This is a genomic window from Moraxella cuniculi DSM 21768 (assembly GCF_900156515.1).
GTDB classification, from domain to species: Bacteria; Pseudomonadota; Gammaproteobacteria; order Pseudomonadales; family Moraxellaceae; genus Moraxella; species Moraxella cuniculi.
On the sequence record NZ_FTNU01000011.1, the window covers coordinates 54,543 to 75,585 of the forward strand.

The following is a 21,043-nucleotide window of genomic DNA, read 5'->3' on the forward strand; positions in this document are numbered from 1 at the left end:
GCTTCACTTGCAAATGTGCTAATTTTTTTACCAAAACTTTGGCAGATGGTCCAAATTTAATCACTGCTAATTTTGTGCAGGCTAGTTTTGACAATTTACCGTTATGTGCCAAAGCGGCAGGTAGGTTTGGTGTTTTGGCATTGTGATAATTTCCCAATTAATAGCTTGAAAAACACCCATCAGAGCAAAGCAAAAATCTTGGCGGTTGTGCTGTCTTGATGATGCCGATTTGGCAGCAAGCAGCTTAGAGTACAAGACCCAGTGAGGCAAAGCTAAATATCGCAATCACTGTGAGCATTCCTGCGATAATTCCTGCCAAGATATCATCAAGCATAATCCCAAAGCCTCCCGATACATGGCGATCTGCCCAGCTGATAGGGGCGGGCTTTAGGACATCAAACAGGCGAAATAGCCCAAACGATAGCGTAATGCTGCTCCAAAATATAAGTTTGCTTGGCACAAAGTCATTTAATAGCCCAAAGTGGTTCAGCACAAACACAGTGGGCAATAACGCCAGCCACATACCAATCCATTCGTCCCAGACAATGTGCGGATCGTCAGCGATGCCCATCAGGGTGCTGGTGCGACCACAGATATGGCTGCCAGCAAGCAGCCCAAGTATGGTTGCGATGACAAATACCCAAAACCCCAGCCAAATCAAGGCAATCGCCACCAGTAATCCGCCAACCGTACCCCAAGTGCCAGCGGCTTTTTTTGGTTTGCCAGAGCCAAGACCGATGCCGAGTTGGTAGATGATTTTGTCATAACTGCTGGCATCAGGTGGGCAGGGTGGGCAGAGATTGGCTTGGTAGATATCGGGTTTTTGGTTGCTCATGATAGTTGCTCATATTGCTAAATGTTAAAAATGCTGCCAGCCTTTGATGGGAAAATCAACAGGAGTGTCGTGCCAAAATAATTGTAAGCCCTGCGTTGGCACAATCTCACCGATGGCATAAATGGGCTGGCTGTGCTGATTAAATTCGGCAAATTTTTCAGGGCTTAGGGTAAAAAGCAGCTGATAATCATCACCGCCATTTAGCTGATGTTGCCAAAGCTGTTCATGGTCTAATTTGCCAAGCAAAGCATTGGTAGGGATTTTGTGCAAATCAAGCCTTGCACCAACACCGCTTGCAGCCAAAATATGACCCAAATCCTGCCCAAGCCCATCAGAGATATCAATCATGCTGTTTGCCACCCCAAGCAGTTGTCGCCCCAGTGCCACTTGCGGCATTGGATAATCCAGTGCTTGCTGTAACTGTGCTGGGGGTGAGTTGCCAGCCAGTCGTTGGCTTAGGGCATAATTTGCCGAGCCAATCTCACCACTGACGCAGATGATGTCATGAATTTTGGCGGTATGGCGGTACAATGCCGAGTTGGCAGGTACGGTGCCAAGTGCTGTGATGGTAACTGTCAGCGTGTCATTGCCTGTGGTATCGCCACCGATAAGCTCAACGCCAAACTGCTGGCAAATATCAGCAATCCCTTTGGCAAATCTGCCCAAAAATTCATCACAAGCAGCTGATTTTGGTAGGCTAAGAGCAAGCAAAATGGCAAAAGGTGTCGCCCCCATCGCCGCCAAATCTGACAAATTCACCGCCACAGATTTGTAAGCGATGGCGTGCGGACAAGTATCAGGAAGAAAATGCCTACCGCTTACCAGAGTATCGGTGCAACTGACCAGCTGACAATCATCAGCAAGCTGGCTGATGGCACAGTCATCGCCAATACCAAGACGAGTGCTGTGGTGTGTACTGGTTGCACCTTGAAAATAGCGAGCAATGAGCGAGAATTCAGACATGGCACAGATAATGGGCGGTTGCTGATGGATGCTGTGTTGTCAAGGAGTTTGGCAAGGCAGCTGATTGTTTGTCAAGATGGCTTATCGGCAGCACTTTCAAGGCTACGCAGTCGCTTGGCAAGTTTGTCCAGCACGGCATTGATGAGCTTGTGTGCATCGGTTGCCCCAAAATGAGTGTTCAGCTGCATGGCTTCATCAAGTACGACTTTATAAGGAATGTGCAAGCTGTATTTGAGTTCATAGGCACCGATGAGCAAAATCGCCTGCTCTACCGTGTCCAGAGCCTCAAAATTGCGATCCAAATGATTGCTGATATCCACAATCAGCTCGCCTGTCTTGGCAGGGATTTGTCGCATGAGTTCATGATAGTAGCCCAAATGAACTGTGTGCATGGCATTTGTTGCACGGGTGCGAGCGGCGATGGTATGAGGTTCGTTACCACCTGCCAAATGGCTGGCGTGCTTATTTAGGCGGTAATCGGTGCTAAGCCATTCATACAGTCCTTGCAGGGCAAAACGGCGAGCTTTGCGTACAGCGGTATGGCTGGTCTTGTAGCCAGTTTCGGCAAGGTTTGGGGTGTCTGTTTGTTGGGTCATGACAATCTCTTTGCTAAACTTATCAATGAGCGATGATAATTTGGCAAAATTTTATTGATTCATTCAAAAAAATTTGCCGTACTGCTACAGGTTCGGTTGCCTGCGATGGCTTGCAAATTGGCAATGCCATCACCGCATTTAAGATTAGATTTTGTTAAATACAGAAATCATCTCAAGTGCAGTCATTGCCGCTTCGTACCCTTTGTTGCCTGCTTTGGTGCCAGCACGCTCAATGGTTTGTTCGATATTTTCGGTGGTGAGAATGCCGTTGATGACAGCGATGCCGTGCTGTAGTGCCACTTGGCTTAAGCCTTTTGCAGATTCGCTGGCAACGATATCAAAGTGCGGCGTAGCACCACGAATAATCGCCCCCAGCACCACGATGGCATCATAGTTGTTTGATTCTGCCATTTTTTTGGCGGTCAAAGGCAGCTCAAAAGCACCTGGCACACGCACCACATGGATATTTTTGCCCAGCACACCATGACGCACTAAGGCATCAATCGCCCCTTCAACCAAACTTTCGACCAAAAAACCATTAAATCTGCCAACAGCAATGCCGATACGAACAGAGTGATTGTCATGCAATGCCCCCTCAATGTGCGTGATGGCGGCTTTTTCTTGGCTAAAAGTTGTCATGGGCTATCCTTTATGATTGTGAAATTGGTTAGAAAAATATGCCTTATTTTAGCATAAATTGCCCCAAATTTTCAGGTATTTTGTCAAAAGCCCAAGATTTGCCATTTTGGCGATAAGTTTGGGCATTATCAGCGAATAAATCATGCAGAGCGAATAAAAGTTGTACATTGCTGACAAAAATCATTTAAAATAAGCAAAATTTATTCTTATGGAAACATTATGTCTGTTTATACCCACCTGTCTGATGATGAGTTTTTTGCGTTCTGTGGTTTGTACGGTGTGCCATTTCGCCAAGCCACCGCCATCGTGCAAGGGATTAAAAATTCCAATTGGTTCATTCAGACGGATAATGACACAGATGATGATTTTAGCTATGTGTTCACGCTGTACGAAGAGCGAGTACCTGCTGATATTATCAAGATGGCAACGGTGATGCACACGCTCAAGGATAAATTGCCCATCGCTGCCCCATTGATTAAAAAAACCGCCAAAGGCAAGCATATCGGCGAAGATTGTATCATGCGGTATGAGAACAAAGCAATTTTGGTTGTGCCAAAATTATCAGGCAGCCACCCAAGCCAGACCAGCGAGTCGATGTGTCATCAGATGGGGCAGGTGCTGGCGGTGCTGCATGACACCCTGACAACTTTGCAACCTGCTGAGGATTATGGCGTGCCACTGTATGATTGGGCGAGGGTCAAAGAGCGTGAAACGGCGTTTATGCCCACCGATGAGGCGTGTTTGATGAATGATATTTGGGCTGCTTATGCCAAATTGCCCAAAGATTTGCCAAAGGGGCTGTGCCACTTGGATATGTTTACGGACAACACGCTGTGGGATTTTAGCGGCAAGACGCCACGCTTGACAGGCTTGCTTGATTTTACTGAAGTGTCGGTGGAGCATTATTTGATGGATATTGCGATTACCATCAATGATTTTTGTACCACTTGGGGCGATGCTACCGATGGCGAGAGTGTGAATTTTGACACCGCCAAGATGAATGCCTTTATCACAGGCTATGAAAGCGTGCGAGTTTTGACAGCAGACGAAAAACAATCCTTGCCTGTGATGCTTGCCTATTCTGCGACCATCTTTTGGTTGCTGCGGTTAAATGTCATTCATTATAACCGCGAACAAGGACGCACAGGCGATGACATTATGGTAAAAAATCCTGATTTGATGAAACGCTTGGCGGCGTTTCATTGGGGGCGTGTTGTCTGATGTTTTTGATTTATGTTGATAAAAGTGGAGATGCGGGTGTCAATACAGTGCTTCGGATTTTTTTGGGTTGCTGCATGGTGTCTCTTTGGCAATTTAAAATCAAACCTTTGGATATTTTTAATTCATAAAACTGGGTAAAATTATGTGCCAACTACTTGGAATGAATTGTAATACGCCAACTGATATTGGCTTTAGCTTTGCAGGTTTTCGTCAGCGTGGGGGCTTGACTGACCATCATGAGGACGGTTTTGGTATCGCTTTTTTTGAGCGAACCGAATCGGGTCATATTGGGCTGCGGCAATTTCATGATGACAAGCCCAGCCATCTGTCTCCTGTGGCGGACTTGGTGAATAATTACCCAATCCGCGCGATGAATGTCATTGCGCATATCAGAAAAGCAACCACAGGCGGACATGGGCTTGCCAATATTCACCCTTTTGTGCGTGAAGTGTGGGGCGAGCAGTGGGCATTTGCACACAATGGTCAGATGACTGACAGTTTTATGCGTCGCACCCAGCGATTGATGGATAATGGCAATGCCGAGCATTATGCCCCTGTGGGAACGACCGACAGTGAACTTGCCTTTTGTTATCTCTTAAACCGCCTAAAAAGCACCTTCAAAACCCGCCCTACAGATGAGGCGTTGTTTGCTTTTTTGACCGCACAGTGCCGCTATTTATCCGCCAATGGGCTGTTTAATTGCTTGATTTCTAATGGCAGCTGGCAGCTGGCGTATGCAGGCAGTTTGTTGTTTTATCTCACTCGCAAAGCACCGTTTGGCGAGGCGAAGCTGTCTGATGGCGAGATGACGGTGAATTTTAGCGATATTACCACCGAGCATGACAAAGTTACCATTTTGGTTACTATTCCTTTGACGGATAATGAAAAATGGCAGCAACTGGCGGTTGATGAATGTGTTGTATTTCAAGATGGCGAGGTTGCTTTTCGTGATGCACCGAGCAAAAAAACCTATCTGTCGGTCGAAGAAGGCATTGCGTTGGCACGGCAGGTCGGAGCAAGTGTCTGACGGACAGTTTGTGTCATCTACCCAAATCATACCAACAAGCAATCTTGGTAGGGTGTTGACACAGCTTTGTTAATTTTGCTAATGATAATGATTTATATTTTAATGAACGATTGTTGTAAATTGTGATACAATGCCAGTAACTGGTCGTAAGAATTGCCAGCGATGGTTTTGGTCTCGTATTTTAATCCAACAATTATGCAAAAAAGCCCTGATTCTAACTCGCCTTATCAAAACATTGTACTGCGTACGGTGTTTTTTGGCTTGGGTGTGTTATTTTTGTCGCTTGGTATCATTGGCATTGTCGTACCGGGATTGCCAACGACTGTCTTTGTGCTGCTTGCAGGATATTGCTGGGCAAAAAGCTCACGCAGATTTTATGCGTGGCTGCTTAATCATCGATTGTTTGGACCGATGATTGTCAATTGGCAAACACGCCGTGCTGTCCCAAGATTTGCCAAATATCTGGCATGGCTGATGATGACGCTGTCGGTGATTGTGCTGTATGTGCAGCTGCCAGATGCGTGGCGGTGGTTGGTGTGGCCACTGGCGGCGATGTCTTTGGCGGTGGGTGTGTGGCTTGCTCGCTTGCCTGATGCTTAAATGGGAGCTTGGCTTGTCGGTTTGTGTTTTGATGACATTGTCAATCAAGCCATCTTAAGTTTGCTTTGCCAAGTTGCCACGGCTGATGATGGTGATTTTTGCTGATTTCAATCGTTTGTGATGGGTTTTATTTTTTGTCCAAATTCGCTATGATAAGCGATTATTTTTGTGAAAAGCAGCTTATGATTGATGAATTTGACCGCAAGCACTTGTGGCACCCTTATACCTCGATGATTAATCCTTTGCCAGCCTTGAAGGTATCGCACGCGACAGGCTGTCAGATTCATCTGGCAGATGGCACGGTGCTGATAGACGGCATGGCATCGTGGTGGTGTGCCATTCATGGCTATAATCACCCTGTGATAAATCAAGCAATCACAAATCAGCTTACGCAAATGTCGCATATTATGTTTGGCGGACTGACCCATGAGCCTGCGATTTCGCTTGGTAAGTTGTTATTACAAATCATGCCTACTGCTGCCGATTATCAGCCTTTGCAGCATATTTTTTATGCAGATTCGGGTTCGGTGGCGGTCGAAGTTGCTCTGAAGATGGCGGTGCAATATCAGCACGCACAAGGCAAAATGCAAAAAAATAACATCATCACCACTTATTCTGGTTATCATGGCGATACTTGGAATGCCATGAGCGTATGCGACCCTGTAACGGGCATGCATCAGATTTTTGGTGAGGCATTGCCCAGCCGTATTTTTGTGCCAGCACCGACGATTGGTATTGATGATGCTTGGTCTGATGAGCAAATGATTCCTGTGCGTCAAGCCTTTGAGCAGCACCATGAGCAGCTGGCGGCGTTTATCATTGAGCCTGTGGTGCAAGGGGCGGGTGGTATGCGGTTTTATCACCCAAACTACCTTAAGCAGATACGCAAGCTGTGCGATGAGTATGGGGTGCTGCTGATTGCCGATGAGATTGCCACTGGGTTTGGGCGTACGGGCAAATTATTCGCCTGTGAGCATGCACAGATTGTGCCTGATATTTTGTGCCTAGGCAAGGCATTGACGGGTGGCTATATGACACTGTCGGCAACCATCACCACAACAAAAGTGGCACATACCATCAGTGCAGGTCAGGCAGGTGTATTCATGCACGGCCCGACTTTTATGGCAAATCCTTTGGCGTGTGCTGCTGCACTTGCCAGCACCAAATTGTTGCTTGAGAGCGATTGGCAGGCAAATGTTGCACGCATCAGCAAGGCGTGCTTGGCAAAATTAAGCCATCTTGCCGCTTTTGACCATGTTGCTGATGTGCGGGTATTTGGGGCGATTGCGGTGGTGGAGCTGCATCAGGCGGTGGATATGCCAAGCATACAAAAGCAGTGTCTTGCCAGAGGTATTTGGATTCGTCCGTTTGGGCGGCTGGTGTATATCATGCCGCCATTTGTTATCAATGATGATGAGCTGGATAAATTGCTGACACAGCTGGTGGCGTTGATTGAGAGCTTGGCTGATATGCCGCCACACAAGAGGTCTGTATGAACGAGCGATTGTTGGCGTATTATGATGACAAACTTGCCACTTTAAAGAGCAAGCACAATTATCGCAGTTTTGCCAATATCAATCATCGCAAGCGGTATATCAGCATCGACGGTGGGGAAAGGCTGCTTAATTTGGCAAGCAATGACTACATGGGCATGGCACGCGATGAAGCACTGCACGATGAGTTTATGCAGACTGTGGAGCATGACAAACTGCCATTTGCCTCCTCGTCATCACGGCTATTGACGGGTAATTTTGAGATTTTTGATGAGTTTGAGTGGCAGCTGCAGCAACTGTTTGGGCGAGCGTGCTTATTATTTAACAGTGGCTATCATGCCAATGTGGGGATTTTGCCAGCGTTGTGCGATGGGCGTACGGTGATTATCGCCGATAAGCTGGTTCATGCCAGCATGATTGACGGTATGCGTCTGGCGGCACAAAATGGCACAAAAACCGTGCGTTATCAGCACCAAAACCTGCCACAATTGGCAAAATTGCTTGATAAATATCAGCAAGATGACGGCATTGATCGCATTATTGTCGCCACCGAGAGTATATTTAGCATGGACGGTGATGTAACGGATTTGGCGGCATTGGTTCGGCTTAAGCGGTGCCATGACAAAGTCATGCTCTATGTTGATGAGGCTCATGCCGTTGGCGTGCGTGGCGAGCGTGGATTGGGCTGTGCCGAAGAATTTGCCGTCATTGATGAGATTGATTTTATTGTCGGAGCTTTTGGCAAGGCGGTAGCGTCAATGGGCGGTTATGTTATTTGTCATAAAATTATGCGAGAATTTTTAATCAACACCATGCGACCGTTGATTTTTAGCACAGCGTTGCCCCCTGTGTGCGTTGCTTGGACGCAGTTTGTATTCTCAAAACTTATCCACATGAATCATGAACGCCAAAAACTCATGACGCTAAGCCAGCAGGTGGCGGCAACAATTCGCCGTGCAGGGCTACCATGCCCATCGGCAAGCCAAATTGTTCCTGTGATTTTGGGTGATAATCAACGCACCCTTGATGCAGCTGCCATGTTGCGGCAGGCGGGATTTTATGCGATGGCTGTCAGACCACCAACCGTGCCACAGAATCAGTCTCGCCTGCGATTATGCCTATCTGCCGACCTAGGGCAGCAAGAGCTGGACGATGTGTTGCAGGTGGTCTCTGGAGTGATAAATGCAGCCCCATGATACGCACGCAGATCATGCCATGACAATGCCAACTGACAACAAGATTGCCAAGCGATTTGCCAAAGCACATCACAGCTATCGCAGTCATGCAGTGGTGCAGCGATTGATGGTGCAGCGGCTGATGGCAGGTTTGTTGGCGTACCTGCCAGCTGGTGTGTTGCCACAGGTGCTAGAAATCGGCGTGGGCAGCGGTCTTTTGACGGACGCACTGCTTGAGCGATATCAGGTACAGCAGTTGTATTTGAATGATTTGTATGAGCATATTATGGAAAATCCGCTGGCAAATCAGCCCAGCCAGTGCCAGTATTTGCTTGGCGATATTTGCCATATTGATGTGCCACAAGGGCTGAATCTTGTGGTATCATCAGCCATGCTACAGTGGGTTTATCCGCTTGATGGGCTATTGGTCAAGCTGTATCACGCCATGGCGACAGGCGGTTATTTTGCGATGAGTAGCTTTGTGCAGGGCAATTTGGAGCAGATTTATCAGCTGACAGGGCAGGGGCTGGCGTATGATACTCCTAAGCAACTACTGGCACGACTGACGATGGCAGGCTTTGTGATTGATAAGGTTGAGGTGTCTGATGAGGTGGTGTATTTTGATTCACCGATGGCGGTGCTGCGACATTTACAAGCAACAGGCGTTACGGCAACCAGTGGCTCATTTCGGTGGAATAAGCAGCGACTTGATGAATTTTGCCAGCGTTATTGGCAACTGGCAGATGCCAAAGGCGTACCACTGACTTATCGACCGATTATCATTATCGCTCACAAAAAAACCAACAAGACACCATAGGATTACTCGATTGGCAGGTTAAATTTATAAAAGCACAAAAATGATCGAAACAACCATGCAAGGCTGCTATTTTGTCAGCGGCATCGATACCAATATCGGCAAAACCATCGCCACAGGATTTATTGCCAAGCAGCTCATGTTGGCAGGGCGGCGTGTCATCACCCAAAAATTGATCCAAACAGGCAACCAAGACTGTAGCGAGGATATTTTGACGCACCGCAAAATCATGGGCGTGCCATTATTTGCTGAGGATAAGGCACGCCTTAGTATGCCGATGATTTTGTCTTATCCAGCATCGCCACATTTGGCTTGCCGTCTTGAGAATCGCACAGTTGATATGCAGTATATCACTGATTGCACCGACAGACTGTTGGCGGCTTATGAGGTGGTTTTGCTCGAAGGGGCGGGCGGTCTAATGGTGCCGCTGATTGACAATGGCTCGCATGATGGCGTGCTGATTATTGATTATATCGCCAAGCAGCAGTATCCTGTTATTTTGGTAACTTCAGGCAGACTTGGCAGTATCAACCACACCTTGCTTAGCCTGCACGCATTACGCTGCTATGGCATTAGCGTGTATGCTGTCGCTTATAATCAGGTGGACGATGGTGATGATGGGTTGATTGCTGCGGACACCAAGCAGCTGTTACAAGCACAGCTGGCACGCCATCACCCTACTGCTAAGTGGTGGGAAATTCCTTGCCTGTCATGAGCTGCGTGGATTGATGTTTGTCAAGCGATGGGTGAGAGCATTTTGTCTGTAATTAAATGTCGGCACAATTTGCCAAATGAATAAAGGATATGCTTATGAAAGCTCTGATACAACGCGTCAAATCCGCCCATGTTGCCGTTGATGGTCGTATTATCGGCAGTATCAATGAGGGGATTTTGGCATATATTGGTATTGGCAAAGACGATGGCGAAGCACAGATGCACCGCTTGGTGGATAAGATACTGACTTATCGCATTTTTGAAAATACCACTGACGCTGACAAACTTGGCAAAATGGACAGAAGTCTGGTGGAGGTTGGTGGTGGGCTGCTGCTGGTGTCGCAATTCACCCTAATGGCACATACTGACAAGGGTCGCCGTCCAGATTTTGCACCATGTATGCCACCTGCACAGGCGGCGGTGCTGTTTGAGCAGCTTGTTGCTTATGCCAAATCTTGCCATAATCCTGTTGCAACAGGGCAGTTTGGGGCGGATATGCAGGTGGTTGCACACAATGATGGGCCGATTAACTTTCTTTTGACAGTTTAGCGGTCATCTGCCTTGGGCGTGGTGTCGTCCCCTAGGGTGATTTGGTGCAAAGGGTAGTTGCTTGGGTCATTTGCATCAATGCCTTGGCGGATAAGTGCTTGTTTGTCTGCCAAATAATGCTTGATGGTTTGTCTTATTGTCTCAAAAGCAAGCGTATCCCAGTTGATATTTTCATCATCAACCAACGCACATTCTAGACTCTCGGCACCTGCAGCAAAATAACCATCATCGCTTAGCTTTGCCAGATACATTGCGTGTACCTGACCGAGATGTGCAATATCAAATAAGCAGTACAGGCGAGCATTGCAGGCGATTGCTTGGGCTTCTTCAAAAGTCTCACGCACCGCCCCTGCCAGCATGGTTTCGCCATTTTCCATAAACCCTGCTGGCAAGGTCCAATAGCCATAACGAGGCTCGATGGCTCGTCTGCACAGCAGGATTTTGTCTTGATGATAACACAGCGTACCACAGATGATTTTTGGATTTTCGTAATGGATAAATTGGCAGGCTGGGCAAACCAACCTTGGACGACTGTCGCCCGCAGGTATGGCAAAATTTGCAGCATGACCGCATTGCAAACAAAAAGGCATGGCATCTCCTGAGATCTGTCGCCAGACAAGCTGGCATTGTGCTTGGCTTTGGCATAAAATAATAAGCCAAATACCATACAATCGCAACCAAAATATGAGCTATCAAGACAAAATATTCCTAAATCCGCCACGCACATATCGCACGCCACTTTTGGCACGCTTGGCAGCGAATTTGCGAGCTTATCAAGGGGTGGACGAATTGCCCAGACTGGGCGGTATGCCAGATCGCGTGTATCATCAGCCCAAGCCGCATGCGTCCGTACTTATCGTGATTACCAATGAGCCAACGCCACGACTGCTCCTCACCAAACGCAGCAGCCGCCTTACAAACCATGCAGGCGAGATTGCTTTTGTTGGCGGTCATCGTGATGATATGGACACCAGCACAGCAGACACGGCACTGCGAGAGGGTTTTGAGGAAGTTGGGCTGATTGCAGATGGCGTATCTGTTATCGGCTATCTGCCGATGCAGCAATCCAAGTCAGGACTGTGGGTGCGTCCTGTGGTGGCGTTGATTGAGCCAGAGATGGCGATGGAGCTGGTTGGGCAAGAGGCAGAAATTGCCAGAATTTTTTGGGTAGAATTGGCATATTTTTCTGATACGCCAACAGGCATATACCAGTTTGATTATACGCACGCAGACCAAGTGGCGACCATCAGCACACCTGCATGGTATGTTGATGGCGAGACGGTATGGGGGCTGACGGGGCGAATGATTGCCAATTTATTAAATATCGGTTTTGGGACGAATATTGAGTGGTATTATCGTCAGGAGATAATATAGTAATACTTGATTATTTTATTAATTACTAAAGATAATTATCTTTGCCAATCTTGATGGTGGCTGATGCTTGCACGGTACTTTTGTGGGCGTAAAGTTTGTATTTATGCGGTTTGTAAATGAGCCTAAAGTGCTTTTGTAAATATTAAAGATAAGAAAACTCCCCGAGTTTCAAAACTTGCAGATGGTCAAATTTTGCCCAAATTGTCGGCTGTGCCATCATTTTGTTTGTCTTTATTAATTTTTGTGTTAGAATTTTGGGTAATTTTATCGTTGATTTGGATTATCACATGGTGGCAACAAAACACGCAGCAGCACGGACGCACAAGGCTATGCTTTTGGCTGTGTTGTTGCCACTATCTACATCGGCATTTGCAAACACCAGTCAAAGCACCAACCTAAACTTAATCCAAAACCAATCGCTTGCCGAACAGCGTTTGTTTACTCAAGCACAAATGGCAGCTGAAACCAGAGCCATCTTGCCTGCATCGGTCGGTGTTAGCTCCAGTCAATCACTTGATTTACCCAATGAGTCTGTTTGTTTTAATATCCAGCAAGTCTTGTTGGATGTTGCCGATGATGCCAAGGCTGATTTTCAATTTCTTGCTAAAAAACTCAATAAAAAATCCACAGGATTGATTGGCAGCTGTGTCGGTGAGCAAGGATTACAAAAGATCATTGATTTTGCTTATTATCAAATCTTAAATCAAGGCTATATCACAAGCCAAGTATTGCTAAAACCGCAAGACTTGGCTTCAGGTCAGTTGGTGCTAAGCGTTATCGCTGGTCGTGTGGCGAATATTTATCGTGCTTCTGATGACCCTAATATCGTCTTGCACAATGCCATGAGCATCAAAACTTACGATGTGCTAAACCTGCGTAAACTTGAACAAAGCTCACAAAACCTACGCCTGCCTTATGACACCCAAGCGATGATTCACATCAAGCCAAGCGACAAAACCAATGAAAACGCTGGTTTTAGTGATTTGATTGTCCAAAGAAATAAGGGAAATAAAATCGGCACGCAACTTTTTGTCAATAACTTTGGCAACCAAAGCACAGGCATTCATCAGGCTGGCATTGGGCTAAATATTGCTGAACCTTTGTGGAGTAATGATAATTTGTATGTGCAGTATCTGAGTACATTAGACGGCATAAACAGCACCAAACTTCAGGCAAATAATCAAAATTTATATCTTAATTATCGCTATCCATTCAAAAACTGGCAATTAAAATTAAGCTACAATTACAACCGCTACACCCAAGCCTTGGCTGGGCTGAACCACAATCCCATCTACAAAGGCAAAACAGTGCGTAAACAAGCACAGCTAAGTTATCTGCTTTATCAAAGTGGCGACAGCAAGCTGACAGGCATTGGCGAAATTAGCCACAAAGACAGCAAATATTATATTGATGATTTACCAATCTTGGTACAACGCCGCAAAAGCTCAAACTATCGCTTGGCACTGGATTTTGAAAAGACATTTTATAACCAAAGCAAGCTCGCCTTGGAGGGTGGTTTTAGCCATGGCATTGGTGCATTTGACGCTCTGCCATCGCCTGAGCGATATTACCGTGATGTGGACAGCCGACCGCTGATTTGGCAGTTTACTGGCAATTATCGCTTGCCCCTTGCCACAGCAAATCATCGCTTTGGTCTAAATACACGATTTTTTGGGCAATATAGCCGTGATAATCTGCCAGCTGCCGAGCAATTTATCATTGGCGATCAGTATGCTGTGCGTGGCTTTGATGGCAAACGCTTGGCTGCTGGCAATAATGGCTTGGTTGTCGGACAAGAGATTTACTATCAGCTACCTGCCAAAAACCCACATCAGTTTTATACCGCCATAGATCAAGGCTGGGTGAGTGCTGATGGTTTGGGCAGTGCATCAAAGCAAGCAACAGGTGCGGTATTGGGCTATCGCTTCATGACCAAGCGGTTAAGTTTTGATGGATTTATTGGCAAGCCCATGCGTGCCAATGGTTTGTCCAAAAATGCCAATGTGGGCTTTCAGATTGCATTTGGTTATTAGTCAGGCAGGCGGTCATGAATCAACAATACCATAAACTTATCGCTGTCAAAGTTTGTGCTGCATTTGTGGCGGCGGTGGCGTTTATTCGTGTTTTTCATTCATCATCTTCCACTGCCGTGTCTTCTGTTTCATCACAAGTGTTGAATTTGGCTGGTTTGCACCGTTCGTTGGCGGTGCGATTTATCATGCTTGCTGTTGCAATATGGTCAGCCTTGGCACCTACTTTGCTTTTGGCTCAAAGCCCAACTGGCATTGTCCCTACAACAAATCCCAATTACCGCCCAACTGTGCTTCTTGGCAATAACGGCACGCCTATTGTAAACATTCGCAGCATCAATGAGTACGGCGTTTCACGCAATCAGTTTACGCAGTTTGACATTGGCGAGGCTGGCGTGGTACTCAACAACGCCCGTTTTGGCACCAGCAGTCAATTGGCAGGAGATATTGATGGCAATTTTTGGCTGTTAAGCGGTGAAGCTGCCACCATTGTCAATGAGATTTTTAGTGATGATCCAAGCAGGCTAAATGGCAAAATTGAAGTTGCTGGCAGGGCTGCCAATGTCATCATCGCCAATCCCAATGGTCTTAGTATCAATGGCGGTGGTCTTATCAATGCCAATCATAGCGTCTTGGCAGCAGGCAGTATTCAATATGACCAAGGCTTGCCCAAATCCATACAGGCAGGCTCTGGCACAATTGACATAAATAATCAAGGATTGGCTTATCAATATAGCAACCAAAACAACCCTTATTTTGCTCAATTATTTGCCAAAACCATCACCACTCAAGCCAATATCAGCAATAACGGCACACAATATCTGCAACTGATTGCAGGGGATAATCAAGCGGATTTGAACGCCTTGGGCTTGATTGGACAAGTTAGCAATCTGAATAACAATCCATCTGCCATAGACCAAGCCAAGCCTGTCGCCATCGACATTGGGGCATTGGGACAAATTTATGCTCATGGCATTTATCTTGTCAACACTGACAAGGGGGCAGGGGTAAATCAAGCAGGTACGCTAAAAGCAAATCGGCACATCAGCCTATCTGCCGATGGCAAAATCACCCAAGCAGGACAGATAGCAGGGACAGATGCCGAATCAGCTATTTATCTACATAGCCAAAATGACGCTATTGATAACACAGGCTCTGTTGATGCCAAAGCAAAAATTGACTTTGATGCCAAGGCTGGCGTTCGCTTTGATGCACTTGATTACCAAGGCAGTGCCGACCTGACCATCAATGCAGGGGGTGATGTCAAAAGCCAAAGACCCATCAATATCAATACAACAGGCAAAGTGGCAATCGCTGCCTTGGGTGATTTCACGGCTGATAATGCACAAATCACAAGCCAAACCCATGCCATCAATCTAAGTGCAGGCAACCTTAGCATAACAAACAGTCGGCTCGATGCTGATGACAATATCAATCTGACTGGCAAAGATATCCGCCTAAGTAACAATACAATCCAAGCAGGCAGCCTGCTTATTGGCGGTGATGGTATACAAAGCAGCAATAACCGCCTAGATACCAAAGGTGATACTGCCTTAATAGCAGACAGTGCATTAGACCTGAATCAGGATAACATTACAAGCAATAAACTTGCGATTGTCTCAACTGCTGACACTGTTCAATTTGACCAGTTGTCTGCCAATGCCAAAGACAGCATCGCCGTGCAAGCTGGTGATAATCTCACCATCAAAAACAGCACATTGTCTGGTAGAAACTTAAGCCTGCACAGCAAAAACAACGCTCAAATCAACCAAACCACTCTTGATGCCAGCGACCATCTTGCCATCGGTAGCCAAGATGGAGAACTTTCACTTGATGACGGTAACATCACTGCCAATGGTCTGATATCTGTGCGTGCTGATGGCAATGTGTTATTAAACCAAAGTACAATTAACGCAGGCAGTCTGTCGATTATCAGTCAAAAGGCGGCGGTAGATTGGCAAGATGCCACCCTTAGCACCAAAAAGCATGATATCTTGGCAAACAATCCTGCTTTGCAAGCTGCTAATGGTGCCATGATTATCAAAAGTCATGATGATATGACGGTGCGTGCTGGCAAAAATATCACCACAGCAGGCGATCTTGAGCTGGCCAGCAATGGCATGCTTACACTACAAGGACAGGCAGGGGAACAGGGTCGTGGCAGTCAGCAACAAGTCAATATCAACGCTGGTGGCAATGTGTACCTACAAGGCTCTGGCGTTGAGCTGCAAGGCACACAAGTTACTGCCGCAAAAAACACCACTGTCATCGCCACACAGGGCAATCTTAATCTATCTGTCATCAGTAGCCCCATTTCTGGTATCAAAGATGCGGTTCGTATTGACGAGCTAAATGCACAGATTGCCGATATTAATCAACAAATAACCACCCTAAACAATGATACGCTGTACCAAGCGGCTCTAAGCGACCACAAACAAGCCAATGATGAGTTAATCAAGCTACAAAAAGAGCATGCACAAAGCCCCATTGGTGATTATGATAAGCAAAAACAAGCCCTGCAACAAAAACAAGCCAGCAGCCAACAACGAGCCATTTTCAGACGGCAAGAGCTTGGCATAGATGACGATGCAGATGAGCTGACCAGACAGCTTGGCACGCTAAAGCAGTCATTAAAAATCGCCAACATGGAGTTTGTGGGAAGCCAAAACACAGGCACAAGCATTGATACAGCTGGCGATATCAACCTAATTGGTGCTGGCGGTATCAGTGTGCAAATGGCAGATTTGCAAAGCCGAACAGGCAGTGTAAACTTAACCGCCATCGGCAACCAAAACCAAGCAAGGCAGTTTGTTGATGAAAATACCAAAGCCAAATTGCTTGCTTTGTTACGCCCAGATGCCATCGGTGCTGATGACAATGTCAGCCGAGCCAATCAGCTGATTGACGGCTTAACCTTCGATGCCGATGATTTGGCAGACGCTCAAAAAATCAATGAGCATAAAAATGCCCTAAAACAAGCCTATCTTGATGCCAAAGATGGCAATGATAAAAAAATCAATGATTTCAAACAGTTGCTGAATGCAGCTGCACCAATCACCCAGCTGCCGATGGCAATCAGCATTGAGGGTGTTTATGATATTTATCAAAGGGGCAACTTTGATGATGACAGCTATGCCGTCAGCAAAAACTATCAACCAAGCCGCATCACAGCCAAAGACACAATCTCAATCAATGCCGTCAGCCAGTCTGATGGCGATGATACCAAGACCAAATCAGCCGTCTTATTGATTGGGGGCAATTATCAAGCTAAAGACATCAATATAACCAGCACAGGCAGCACCATACTGCAGGCAGGTCAGGACCTTGTCTATGACAGGCACACCAGTGTCAGCAAACGCGGCAAAATCAAGAAAAAAACCACCGTAACCACCACAACCGAGCAAATGTCAGATGCCGAAAGTGTCGCACTAAATGCAAATAACATTCGGATACAGACCGCAGACAGTTTGTTTGCTTATGCCAGTCGGTTCAATGCACCAGCTGGCAATATTGAGCTTGGTGCAGGTGATGCTCTAAGGCTGTTTGCTGTACAGCAGGTTGATGAAAAAAACATCGATTCGCAAACGACTTCTAAATTCTTAGGCGTCAAATATCGAAAATCACGCCTTCAGAGCTATCAACAAATCCTAACCGAGTTGCCTACTTTTTTGGTGGCGGATTATACCCAGAGCCAATCAGGTGATGACACTTATCTGCAAGGCACTGTATTTGGCAATCTGTCTGGTGCTGATATTTATGCAGGGGTGGGCGAAAACGCCAATAAAAATGCCAAAATTATCTTAGATACCGCAAGCACCACGATAAGCCAAAGACAGGTTAAAGAGTATAATAATAAAGTCTGGCAATCCATTGAAGATAAAGGGTCAATCACCCAAACTGCCGATCTGCCCTCATTTACTGGTGTATCGCCAAATCTAAATGCTACAGGCGGCTTACTAGTCCAAGTACCAATCAACAAAGACGATCCAGCAAACCAAGAGCATCTGGTTACCACCTTACAAAACCTAAGCCAAAAACCAGGCTTTGAATACCTAAATGACATCATCACTCGTGATGACATTGACTTTACCGCTCTACGCCTAGCCCAAGAGCAATGGAACTACAAACAAGAAGGCTTAACACCTGAAGCTGCTGGGGTGATTGCGATTGCTGTGGCTGTTGCCACCAGCGGCACTGCCACAAATATCTCTATGGCGGTAGCTGCCCAAGTTGGTAGTCAGACCATCGGTGCAATGGCAGGGGCTGCTTTTACTTCATTGGTTCAAATCTCTCATATCAGCCTAATCAACAACAAAGGCGATATTGCCAAAACCTTTAAAGATTTAGGCAGTAAAGACAATGTCAAACGGTTTGCCTTTGATGTCATCAGTGCTGGCATCACCCAAAAGATCGAAAAAAACTTTGCTGTACAAGCAGGTCAAGACAAGTTAAAATTTAGCGACCAAATGCTAAAAATGCTTGTCCAAAGCACAAGTAACAGTTTATTAGAAACTGCCATTTATAATACCGACCTTGATGAAAACCTAACAAAAAATCTAAGATTAGGCTTGGCAGGTATTTTTAACCAAGAGATCTTTGGCAGACTTGTCAAACCCTTAGACGAAAAAGACATAGGATTTATTAACAACACCAAACACAAACTTGCTGCTGCTCTTACAGGCTGTATTTCTGCTGAAATTGCCAAAAATGACTGTGAATCAGCTGCCCTAGGTGCTATGATAGGTGAGATGTGGGCGGATAGAAAAATAGATAATCCAAACACATTAACCGACAAACAAAGACAACAAATCATCAACGAATCTCGCCTAGCTGCAAGCTTTGCTGCCTTTATCTTTGATAAAGACATCAATACCGCAGCAGATATGGCTTCTGAAGCGGTTAGGTGGAATGCTACAAGCGAAGAAATTGACAAAATTTTAAAAGAAGAAGAATTGTTATGGCAGTTAGCAGATGGCGACCCTAAAGAATATAAACGGCTGAAACTCAAAACCGACCTAGAGCTATTTGAACTATTGCTGGCTACAGCCCCTATTCCACAGGTAAAAACAGCACAGGCAACAAGATGGATTGTCAATGGAAAGGTCATATACATTGACAAGGTAAATGCTAAAAAACTTGCACGCTTAAGTGGAATACTAAGGGAGGCTTCTCGTGGTAAAGGTAATTTTGGTATCGGTCAAGCCACAAGATCTGAAGCAGATTTATTAGGCAAAGCATGGGTTGGTAAAAATTATAAAGTTGCAAGCGATGGAAAAACCCTAGTGAGTGCTGATGGTTTAAGACAATATAGACCGCCAACAACCAAAAATAGCCCTTATGCAACAACTGGCGTTCAGGCGAATTTTGAAACAATAGAGCTTGTTAAGGTTAAAGGCGTTTGGAAAAGAAAAATTATGCGGAACGCTCATTTAAATATAGAGAATTAAACATGCAAGCAATACTAAAACAAATCCATGCTGCCGATGCTGATATTGTACTGACAAAATACCAACCAGAAGACCCTGATTTTTTTGATCTGGATCTATGCTTGCTAATAGGAGCATCGGATAAAGAAGGTGCCGATATTTTTTATTTAACCATTTGCACACCCAAATGGTTTGACGAACAAAATTTCAAAGCACCAGTTCGCGGATATTTATTGGTGGACTGCTTTAATCTTGATCAAATTAAGACAAAAATACAGCATTGTATTGAACAGGCATCGGGCAACAGTTGGCATGAGATTGCCAATCAAATCAATCAGTTTGCACTGTGGGAGTTTGATGGTTATTGTCAGAGAGAATAATAATTTAGCAGAAGCTTAGATGGCTTAATTGGCAAATACACAAGTATTAACATTACCGACACCGCCGATTGGTCTGACAGATTTGCCAGAGGGTTTATCCAAGGTACAGGCGGTGCTTTGGCAGACAGTTTATTATACGGTACAAGTTTAGAAGATAATCTAAAAAAACAACTGACCAATCAGCTTATTGATGCTGCTGCCAGTGGTATTTATAGCGACATCATCAAGCCATTAGATGCCAATGATACTGGTATCATCAATAACAGCATACATAAAATCTCTGCTGGTTTAACAGGCTGTGTAGCAGCCAAAGCTAAAGGTGAGACTTGTAAAGCAGGTGCCCTAGGTGCTATGATAGGTGAGATGGTAGGCGATTGGATGACAAATCGTTATCCAGCAGTCATGATTGATGGTAAAACTGCCTACATCTTATCAGATCAAGACAAACAAAAAATCATCAACACCGCCAAACTCCTGTCAGCATCAGCTGCCTTATTATACGAGTTTGATGTAAATACAGCATCAGCAAGTGCTGAAGAGGCGGTTAGGTGGAATGCAACTTATATTGATAAGAACAATGAAGTTAAAAAAGTTATTTTAAATGGTGATAAAGGAATATATAAGTGTAATTTTCAAAATAATAAATGTATTGACAACCCAATAAAAATTGGAGAATCAATGTTTGAAGATGCATTTATAAGTCCTGATACTGGAAATGCTGTGGGTAAAGTATACATTGGAGAAAGTATAGATAATTACATTTATAAACTGAATAATCAAGCATGGAATGAAGGAGCATTCAGTAAAGAATGGTTTGCTTATAATAGCCTTCCTGGCAAGAAATATGATATTAAATCAACATTCCCGGGTCATGAAGGAAATTCTTACCACGGTTTTTTATTTAAAGGCAAATATATCACCCTAAGAGAAGGGGGAAATATTTTAGCAGGAATGAACGCTGCAACCCTGGGGATATCTTTTGATGAATTTCAGAAGACTAGTGGAGCTTTGCATGCGGATGGCATCAAAGGTTTATTAAAATATCGAACAACTGGATATAGCTATGGAACTTATCCAAGATATGGTGAAATTGACTATCAATATCTAAGGAGTAAGTATGGATACCAACTCGGCTTACAAAGAATTGAGTGCAACATCAGCGGTAATAATAATATTAACTGCATTTATAAATAAGCAATATTACAGT

At 45.3% G+C, this 21,043-nt stretch carries 18 protein-coding genes; 13 read left to right on the plus strand and 5 right to left on the minus strand.

Annotated features, from left to right (window positions below; genetic code table 11):
- Nucleotides 1-244: 244 nt before the first annotated feature.
- From BW928_RS07275 to ribH, 4 genes are all read right to left on the minus strand, one after another.
- Nucleotides 245-835 (minus strand): phosphatidylglycerophosphatase A family protein, encoded by a 591-nt coding sequence (locus BW928_RS07275; RefSeq protein WP_076555578.1) that lies wholly within the window; start codon nucleotides 833-835, stop codon nucleotides 245-247.
- A 24-nt stretch (nucleotides 836-859) separates the two neighbouring features.
- Nucleotides 860-1,798, minus strand: a complete 939-nt coding sequence (gene thiL / locus BW928_RS07280) for a thiamine-phosphate kinase (protein WP_076555579.1) — start codon at nucleotides 1,796-1,798, stop codon at nucleotides 860-862.
- A gap of 71 nt (nucleotides 1,799-1,869) precedes the next feature.
- Complete coding sequence (gene nusB / locus BW928_RS07285; protein WP_076555580.1) at nucleotides 1,870-2,394, minus strand: transcription antitermination factor NusB; 525 nt, start codon at nucleotides 2,392-2,394, stop codon at nucleotides 1,870-1,872.
- Nucleotides 2,395-2,538: 144 nt separating this feature from the next.
- Nucleotides 2,539-3,033, minus strand: a complete 495-nt coding sequence (ribH, locus tag BW928_RS07290; RefSeq protein WP_076555581.1) for a 6,7-dimethyl-8-ribityllumazine synthase — start codon at nucleotides 3,031-3,033, stop codon at nucleotides 2,539-2,541.
- 219 nt (nucleotides 3,034-3,252) lie between these two features.
- Here ribH and BW928_RS07295 point away from each other — a divergent pair, with 219 nt between their 5' ends.
- The 8 genes from BW928_RS07295 (at nucleotide 3,253) to dtd (ending at nucleotide 10,626) form a co-directional block, all read left to right on the plus strand.
- The gene (locus tag BW928_RS07295) at nucleotides 3,253-4,254 is read left to right on the plus strand and encodes a homoserine kinase (protein ID WP_076555582.1); all 1,002 of its coding nucleotides are present in this window, start codon (nucleotides 3,253-3,255) and stop codon (nucleotides 4,252-4,254) included.
- 142 nt (nucleotides 4,255-4,396) lie between these two features.
- Nucleotides 4,397-5,281 (plus strand): class II glutamine amidotransferase, encoded by an 885-nt coding sequence (locus tag BW928_RS07300; protein ID WP_076555583.1) that lies wholly within the window; start codon nucleotides 4,397-4,399, stop codon nucleotides 5,279-5,281.
- 195 nt (nucleotides 5,282-5,476) lie between these two features.
- On the plus strand, nucleotides 5,477-5,881 hold the full coding sequence (locus BW928_RS07305) for a YbaN family protein (RefSeq protein WP_227516573.1): 405 nt from the start codon (nucleotides 5,477-5,479) through the stop codon (nucleotides 5,879-5,881).
- 182 nt (nucleotides 5,882-6,063) lie between these two features.
- Nucleotides 6,064-7,377, plus strand: a complete 1,314-nt coding sequence (gene bioA / locus BW928_RS07310; RefSeq protein WP_076555599.1) for an adenosylmethionine--8-amino-7-oxononanoate transaminase — start codon at nucleotides 6,064-6,066, stop codon at nucleotides 7,375-7,377.
- Entirely contained in the window at nucleotides 7,374-8,570 is a 1,197-nt protein-coding gene (locus BW928_RS07315; protein ID WP_076555585.1) for an 8-amino-7-oxononanoate synthase, read from the plus strand. The genes bioA and BW928_RS07315 overlap by 4 nt, the downstream gene beginning before the upstream one ends.
- On the plus strand, nucleotides 8,557-9,366 hold the full coding sequence (locus BW928_RS07320; protein ID WP_227516574.1) for a methyltransferase domain-containing protein: 810 nt from the start codon (nucleotides 8,557-8,559) through the stop codon (nucleotides 9,364-9,366). The genes BW928_RS07315 and BW928_RS07320 overlap by 14 nt, the downstream gene beginning before the upstream one ends.
- 40 nt (nucleotides 9,367-9,406) lie before the next feature.
- Nucleotides 9,407-10,078, plus strand: coding sequence for a dethiobiotin synthase (bioD, locus tag BW928_RS07325; protein ID WP_375537536.1), 672 nt, complete (start codon nucleotides 9,407-9,409; stop codon nucleotides 10,076-10,078).
- A gap of 95 nt (nucleotides 10,079-10,173) precedes the next feature.
- Nucleotides 10,174-10,626, plus strand: a complete 453-nt coding sequence (gene dtd, locus BW928_RS07330) for a D-aminoacyl-tRNA deacylase (protein WP_076555586.1) — start codon at nucleotides 10,174-10,176, stop codon at nucleotides 10,624-10,626.
- Here dtd and BW928_RS07335 read toward each other — a convergent pair.
- On the minus strand, nucleotides 10,623-11,216 hold the full coding sequence (locus BW928_RS07335) for an NUDIX hydrolase (protein WP_076555587.1): 594 nt from the start codon (nucleotides 11,214-11,216) through the stop codon (nucleotides 10,623-10,625). The genes dtd and BW928_RS07335 overlap by 4 nt on opposite strands.
- A gap of 94 nt (nucleotides 11,217-11,310) precedes the next feature.
- Here BW928_RS07335 and BW928_RS07340 point away from each other — a divergent pair, with 94 nt between their 5' ends.
- From BW928_RS07340 to BW928_RS11940, 5 genes are all read left to right on the plus strand, one after another.
- On the plus strand, nucleotides 11,311-12,000 hold the full coding sequence (locus tag BW928_RS07340) for an NUDIX hydrolase (RefSeq protein WP_158078457.1): 690 nt from the start codon (nucleotides 11,311-11,313) through the stop codon (nucleotides 11,998-12,000).
- A 287-nt stretch (nucleotides 12,001-12,287) separates the two neighbouring features.
- The gene (locus BW928_RS07345; protein WP_076555588.1) at nucleotides 12,288-14,033 is read left to right on the plus strand and encodes a ShlB/FhaC/HecB family hemolysin secretion/activation protein; all 1,746 of its coding nucleotides are present in this window, start codon (nucleotides 12,288-12,290) and stop codon (nucleotides 14,031-14,033) included.
- Nucleotides 14,034-14,047: 14 nt separating this feature from the next.
- Nucleotides 14,048-19,477 carry a two-partner secretion domain-containing protein gene (locus tag BW928_RS07350; protein WP_076555589.1) on the plus strand — a complete coding sequence of 1,810 codons (5,430 nt, stop codon included), beginning with the start codon at nucleotides 14,048-14,050 and terminating at the stop codon, nucleotides 19,475-19,477.
- A gap of 2 nt (nucleotides 19,478-19,479) precedes the next feature.
- Nucleotides 19,480-19,836 (plus strand): Imm8 family immunity protein, encoded by a 357-nt coding sequence (locus BW928_RS07355; RefSeq protein ID WP_076555590.1) that lies wholly within the window; start codon nucleotides 19,480-19,482, stop codon nucleotides 19,834-19,836.
- Between the two features lie 51 nt (nucleotides 19,837-19,887).
- Nucleotides 19,888-21,030, plus strand: a complete 1,143-nt coding sequence (locus BW928_RS11940; RefSeq protein ID WP_259741476.1) for a DUF637 domain-containing protein — start codon at nucleotides 19,888-19,890, stop codon at nucleotides 21,028-21,030.
- Nucleotides 21,031-21,043 lie beyond the last annotated feature (13 nt).